A 6,220-nucleotide genomic window follows, 5' to 3' on the forward strand; every position below is an offset into this window, starting at 1 on the left:
AACTCAAGCGTTAGGTAACAGGGGGGCGCATGGCAAATTACTGGCTTGTTGGCGCATCATGGGGTGGCACTGATCACCAGGATCAGCGTTTCATCGAGCAAGGAATGTGGATGCTTGGTTGGGAGGACGGGCACCAGGCAGCACTCGCAGCACAAATGAAGTCGGGTGATCGCATTGCGATCAAACGCATGAAGGGCAAGGGGCAAACCGGAATCCGCATCCTGCACTTGGGAATCGTGCGCGGAGTCATCTTAGAAACGAACAAAGTTATCTGCACGGTGACTTGGGTCGCAACCAACTTGAATCGTGACATTTCGGAAACCCGAGGAGCGTTCCAGTCAATCCACGGCCCATACGCCCATGATCCTTGGGTGCAGGAAGTGTTTTGTCTATAGAGCTGGTATAACGCACACTCAATCGCTGGGGGATGAACTATGTTCTATTCAAAGCAAATATTGGTGGCTGTCGCCGTGGTATTCGCCTCGGGCTTCTGCGCGCTGTGCATGGCGCAAGCAGCACCATCCGAACCAACAGGTGAAACTGTTTTGGTTAAACCTAGAGCAAATAACAACTATCACTCCGGCAGTGCGGCCGACGCTGCGATTAATAGGTTCATGAACAGGCTAACGGGCGTCGCTAAAAAGCAAGAAAACCAAGAACGAGCATGGACAAATAGGGTCATCGAGATCAAACAGGTGCTGAGTGAATACCCGCTGTCTACAACGAGCGATGGCTACTACACGGGTTGGCACGGAGATTATAGTACCTGTGTATATGCGCAGATTGACAAGATGGGGCCGCGCCACATGGATTGGAATCTTCGGACTGGGGACTATGGCTTGTCTCCAGATGAAGCTGATACTCTTCCTCCGACAAATATCGTGCAAGAATGCTTAGCGAGCGTCAAAGCAAAGTACGAGCAAAAGCAAGCTGATCGCGCTAGTGAGCAGGCGCGCCAAGATAAGCTATCTAGCTGCGAAAGCTCGTCCGCTGGACAGCTTGCTCACCTATCAGCTGAAATTGTGCACGCCCGCAACGTCGTTTCGTTTGCTCAAGCGAACCTTGATCAAGAGAAGAAGGTTGAGGCAGCAAGTGGTGTCGTTGACCTCGACACCGCCCACCAGATGGGCGAACTCGTTGTTTACGGCCAACAGGAGATAGACAACGACTTCAAGCAATACCGTCAACTTGGCGGCAAGGCTACGAGGACGGCAGACGTTGTGCCTTTAAATGATCCTTGTAAGGCACTTCGTCAATAAGCAGATGAGTGGGGCTGTTACCTAACTATTCGGTCAACCGGACGCAAATCCCGCTACGCGGTCTTTGCGCCGGTTACCTCGGGCGTTAGGTGTGTCCAAGAATGAGTCGCTTTGCCAAGCTCAGACAGTGGATCAACCGCGATGACGGTAGGCTCTATCAAGCTGGCAACAGGCCTTTGGGTGCGGCCGAAACCATCGGCTTGCTCATCTTCGTCAGCGCTATCGCCTTGTGGCAACTTCACGTCAAAGCTGGCATCAGCATCATCTGGTCTCTCGCGGCAGGCAGTATCGGTCTCGTGTTAGCAATCGTCGGTGGCGCTGGCAAAAATCGTGGCCCGCACACCTAACCAGTCATCCAAGCGGACGGCTTCGCCGCCGCTTAATTCCAGCGTTAGGCGTCAAAAAGCAAAATGCCGCGGGCGTTTACTGCGTTTGCCCGCGGCTTATCTAGCTCAGTCTTCAGGCAGGATCACAATGCCTTGATCAGTCACCTGTATTCGTGCTTTCTGGCCAACCGTGAAACCAGCTGCGGATAGCCAATCGCCACTCAACCGTAAGAACGGCACTTGTCTTGGTCGGTAGCGGCACTGCTTAACCTTGTGCCGGCTCTCATAGACCTGGTAGCCAATCGTCAGATAGCGAGGCCTCGGACACTTCTTGGCAGTCATGGTGGACTCCTACGATTCGTTCTATTTCGCCTCCTGTTCAGAGAGGCGGCCGGGTGCTTGAACACGGTCGTAGGGCCGCCCGCAGTTTTCCCCTTTCGGGTCTTGTATAGCTGCGCGCCACCCGGCCATAGAAAACGCTACGCACAAAAAAACCACTTGGCTAACGGGAGTGGCATCCGCCTACGAAGGTGTGTTCAGCACCGCGTTCAAATCTAGCGCTGCCCCCAGCTTGGGTCAAGCTGGGGGTAAGTCCCAAGCCCGCTCAGCTATGGCATGCTTGGCTCAGGGAAGAGGTAGGGGCCGCAGCTCATCTGCCTAACAATTCGTTCAAGGCGGACGGCTTCGCCGCCGCTTAACTCAGGCGTTAGCTGCTAAGGAGAGACCACGATGTCCGGAAATGAGAATGGCGGTGCTATTGGGGAAACCGCCAAAGCAGTTGCAGAGCTCGCCAAGTCCGTTCCCATCTATCAAGATGCCATCCAGCCAGCGGCCAAAGAAGCTGGAAAGTCGCTCCACCTGGTCACGCGAGCCGTGAATGCAGCACTCACTCCGGTTGAAGGGCTTGTCTGGGGCGTCGAAAGAATTAGAGATTTTGTTCGGGAGCGTGTCGCAGCAAAACTGGAAAACGTGCCACCAGAAGAGGTTCAACAGCCGAAACCGCACATTGCCGTTCCAGCCATCGAGGCACTCCGATACACAGGGGCCGAATCAGAGTTGTCTGAGCTTTATGCAAATCTCCTTGCAACATCAATGGACAAGGCTACTGCTTACCGCGCACATCCAGGTTTTGTTGACATGATCAAGAACATGTCTCCTGATGAGGCGAAACTCATGAGGTTCTTGGCGACATCAGGGAATCAGCCACTAGTCAACATTAAGCTGGTCGTAAATGATCAGGGGCACTTTCGCATCACGCATCGCCACATTTCCCTTATCGGAATCAAGGCGGGGTGCCAGTATCCACCGTTGGCTGCGAACTACTTGGACAATCTAGTAAGACTCGGCCTGATAGCAATTCCGGAGCGCTACCTCACAAGGGATGAGGTATACACTGAGATCGAGGAATTTCCGCAGATAAAGCAGATCCGTGAGGATCTTGGCAAACAGCAAGGCTGTCGAGTTGAAATAGATCGGCTGTCAGTTGAGTTAACTGACCTCGGAAAGCAATTCATCCGTGCCTGCGTCATTGACAAGGCGGCTCAAGAGCGCAGCTAACAATTCATTCAAGCCGACGCCGCTTCGCGGCGCGGCTTAATTCAGGCGTTAGGGCCCATGTCAGCCGATATCGCAACTGCATTGATAACCGCTGGCGGCGCTACGGTTCTTGCTGTCGTCACCTATGCCTTGACCAAGAAACGCGAGAGAGACGCTGACCTTCGTAAAGAGCGTTTGGCTCACTACAAAGGGTTCGTGGGCAGCCTCAGCGGCATTCTTGAAGGCGAGGCAACGCCAAGTGGGCATCGCGCCTTCGCCAAAGCCTGCAACAATCTCAACCTCATCGCGCCCCAGTCGGTCATTCGGGCCATGCAGGCCTACCAACATGAGATTCGCCTTAGCAACCCTTCCCGGGACATTGAGCTCCAAGAGCAATTGTTATCCCGCTTGCTCTACGAGATGCGCAAGGATCTTGGCGTCTCGCCAAAGGACAGCGCTAACTTTAAGATCGGTTTGTGGGCCTCTGGCATCCCCGTCAATGGGCCCTAACAATTCATTCAAGCCGACGCCGCTTCGCGGCGCGGCTTAATTCAGGCGTTAGAACTCAAGGGGGAGAACTTCGCGTGCTCACATTCAAGACACAGTTTCCGATTAACGCCGAAAAGACGACTGAGGACCTACTTGACTGCACACACGCATGGATTTCGGGGAGTCCACACAGCGAATTGGCACGTAAGCTCAGTGGCATCAAGTTTGAGGATGGCACGTCCGTATCAACGGCAAACGAGTCGGTCCTGTCTTCTTCGTTCAAAGACTCCGAAAGAGAAACGGCGGGAGTGCGATACGAGAAGCGCGAGGATGGCGAAATCAGATGGATAACGGACGTTGTTGGTTCAAAGTCGAAAGATGGATTCATTGTTGCGGTCCAGCTTAGTGTCGACTCCGAGCTTCCTGTCGAGAGATTGGATCAGGGAAAGCGACCATACATCCTGAAAAGCCTGATGGAGAGGATTGGTGGTGGTGTTGATGGCGACCTGATCGTTTCTGACAAGCCAATCTTTCTGAAAGAGCAAGATTTGTCTCTTGCTGCCGACATCATCTGCGCAAAAGCAAATTACACAATGCCTGTTGTGTATGTAAGCGCTGACAACAGAGACAAACCATTCATCGATCCCGATCAAACCGCGAAGTGGCTGTCTGGCATGGCTCATGTTGTTGTCGAGCCCAGTCGGTCCTTCTCTTTCAAGCTCATGCGAGAAGTCTATGGAGAGAACGCATACGGTGGTGCTGTAGGGATCTACTGGCCAGATGGCGTCGGAAAATGGCTGTTCCTGCCAACCGGCAACTATTCCGATCCTAAGGAAATGCAGATTGCCGTATCAAGGAAGGTACGGGCTTCATTGCTTTCGCAACGAACAAAAAGAGAATGCACTTGGTCCAACCTTCAAGAGCTGATCGCGAGGCACCGCCTTCAGGAGCTGAAGGACTCGGGGTCAAATGACATCAATGAGTACATTCGACACTTCGATGCTGAGATGGCATCGAAGGATGAGGAAATACAACGACTAGAAGCGGAACTGGCACGCGCCAAATATGCGCGTCAGCTTCCCAGCGGCGTATCTAACACTGACGGAACAAATCTTGCTCTTGCCTCTACAGAGAGAGACCTTTATCAAGGTGAGCGCTTAGATATAATTATTGATTCACTAAAAGCTGCTGCCGACGCCGCGGAGCCTCATAGCCGACGCCGAGATGTTTTGACTGACATTATTAAGCAGAATGCGCATTCTGGCGAGCGCGAACAGATTTTGGAGCGACTCAAGCAAGTTTTGCGTCAGTATGACTCAATGACAGCATCTGTTCGCGCAGAACTGGAGTCGCTAGGATTCGCAATTCTGGAAGATGGGAAACACTACAAGCTCATCCTCCATGAGGATTCTAGATATCCATTCATTCTTGCAAAAACTGGGAGCGACTGGCGTGGCGGGCTTAATGCTTTCTCTGATTTGAAGCGTCGTATTTTCTAGTTGATCGCATTGAGTTCTAACAATTCATTCAAGCCGACGCCGCTTCGCGGCGCGGCTTAATTCAGGCGTTAGGCTCTACAATGATCCACATCGAGCATATTCGGATTCCAGATGAGCTTAAATTTGCTCTTGGCAGCATATGTGATCGGTTTCCGAAGATCGCTTCACTGAGCGACGATGCAGGCATAACGCTTACCGGCCTGACTGCGGAAGAGCAGCTCGCGCTTGATTTCCTACGTGTATCAGCGCCGGTTGATGAAATCATCGACAACATCAACATGATCGCGGCTGACCTAGAGGCGCTCGGTCGCTCTGCACGCACTTTTGGCGACAATCATCCGTTTAGACGTTACAAACTTCTTGTTCGCACATTCTTCTATGAGTTTGGCCGCTTCGAGGACGCTTTCGCCTACTACACACTATGGTTGCAACGGAGAAGATACATCTCAAAGGAACAGCGCAAGTCCATGCGCGATGACTTCTACGAGACCATGAAACCAATGGCCAGAGTACGCAATGTTTGCTTGCATGCTGATCCTGATTGGGGCAAGCATGTCACGCCAGAGATCGCAATCCTGACAGGGCTCGATCTCTTTGGCCTTCAGGCTGCGGACGAGAGCGGTGAGATCTTAAGGTGGGAGCCTCACCTTGAACCTCAATGTACTTAAATGTGCGCCATGATCGAAATTGCAACTTCTGAGATGCGCACAACGTGGAATATGTACTTTGCGGGTTGTGCGGAAGATCTAATTCGTGACGGCAAGATTAGGCCAGCCACTCGAAAGTACATGCCAAAGAATCTTGTGCGCTCCAAAGTGAGAAGCCATCATGGCAAACGGCCCAGCGTCGGCAGCGGGGCCTAACATTTCGTTCAAGGCGGACGGCTACGCCGCCGCTTAACTCCAGCGTTAGGCCGCACATGACAGTTCACTACAAAGTTGCCGTTTTCCTAGAAGTTTCTCTCTCGACCAACGAGGAGGCTGCGCCTGCGCTGTTCTTCCGAGAGCTGGAGATGCTGACCTGAGACGGATCGTGTAGCCAGTTGGCTGGTGAGTTCTCTACCCTCGACAGGAAGGAGAGCTCCATGAAGAAGCGATTCACCGACGAGCAG

Annotated in this window: 8 protein-coding genes; 7 read left to right on the forward strand and 1 reads right to left on the reverse strand. The window is 52.7% G+C overall.

All coding sequences use genetic code 11. The annotated features are described in order from the left end of the window. The first annotated feature begins 29 nt into the window (after positions 1 to 29). The 3 genes from C7456_RS15550 to C7456_RS16990 all read left to right on the forward strand — a co-directional run bounded on the left by C7456_RS15550 (position 30) and on the right by C7456_RS16990 (position 1,606). Positions 30 to 395 (forward strand): hypothetical protein, encoded by a 366-nt coding sequence (locus C7456_RS15550; RefSeq protein ID WP_109724723.1) that lies wholly within the window; start codon positions 30 to 32, stop codon positions 393 to 395. Positions 396 to 434: 39 nt separating this feature from the next. After that, positions 435 to 1,259, forward strand: a complete 825-nt coding sequence (locus C7456_RS16985; protein ID WP_139942834.1) for a hypothetical protein — start codon at positions 435 to 437, stop codon at positions 1,257 to 1,259. A gap of 101 nt (positions 1,260 to 1,360) precedes the next feature. Continuing rightward, the gene (locus C7456_RS16990; protein ID WP_139942833.1) at positions 1,361 to 1,606 is read left to right on the forward strand and encodes a hypothetical protein; all 246 of its coding nucleotides are present in this window, start codon (positions 1,361 to 1,363) and stop codon (positions 1,604 to 1,606) included. A 105-nt stretch (positions 1,607 to 1,711) separates the two neighbouring features. On the opposite strand, the gene C7456_RS15555 is transcribed toward C7456_RS16990, so the two are convergent. After that, the gene (locus tag C7456_RS15555) at positions 1,712 to 1,927 is read right to left on the reverse strand and encodes a SymE family type I addiction module toxin (protein WP_109724724.1); all 216 of its coding nucleotides are present in this window, start codon (positions 1,925 to 1,927) and stop codon (positions 1,712 to 1,714) included. A gap of 387 nt (positions 1,928 to 2,314) precedes the next feature. Between C7456_RS15555 and C7456_RS15560 the strand changes: the two genes are divergently transcribed. The 4 genes from C7456_RS15560 to C7456_RS17005 all read left to right on the forward strand — a co-directional run bounded on the left by C7456_RS15560 (position 2,315) and on the right by C7456_RS17005 (position 5,777). Then, on the forward strand, positions 2,315 to 3,142 hold the full coding sequence (locus tag C7456_RS15560; RefSeq protein ID WP_109724725.1) for a DUF4393 domain-containing protein: 828 nt from the start codon (positions 2,315 to 2,317) through the stop codon (positions 3,140 to 3,142). Positions 3,143 to 3,199: 57 nt separating this feature from the next. Continuing rightward, on the forward strand, positions 3,200 to 3,631 hold the full coding sequence (locus tag C7456_RS16995; protein ID WP_139942832.1) for a hypothetical protein: 432 nt from the start codon (positions 3,200 to 3,202) through the stop codon (positions 3,629 to 3,631). A gap of 176 nt (positions 3,632 to 3,807) precedes the next feature. Beyond that, the gene (locus tag C7456_RS17000) at positions 3,808 to 5,109 is read left to right on the forward strand and encodes a hypothetical protein (RefSeq protein WP_139942831.1); all 1,302 of its coding nucleotides are present in this window, start codon (positions 3,808 to 3,810) and stop codon (positions 5,107 to 5,109) included. Between the two features lie 80 nt (positions 5,110 to 5,189). After that, the gene (locus C7456_RS17005) at positions 5,190 to 5,777 is read left to right on the forward strand and encodes a hypothetical protein (RefSeq protein WP_139942830.1); all 588 of its coding nucleotides are present in this window, start codon (positions 5,190 to 5,192) and stop codon (positions 5,775 to 5,777) included. Positions 5,778 to 6,220: the final 443 nt, after the last annotated feature.

Origin of the sequence: Fulvimonas soli (genome assembly GCF_003148905.1) — a bacterium.
Classification (GTDB): domain Bacteria; phylum Pseudomonadota; class Gammaproteobacteria; order Xanthomonadales; family Rhodanobacteraceae; genus Fulvimonas; species Fulvimonas soli.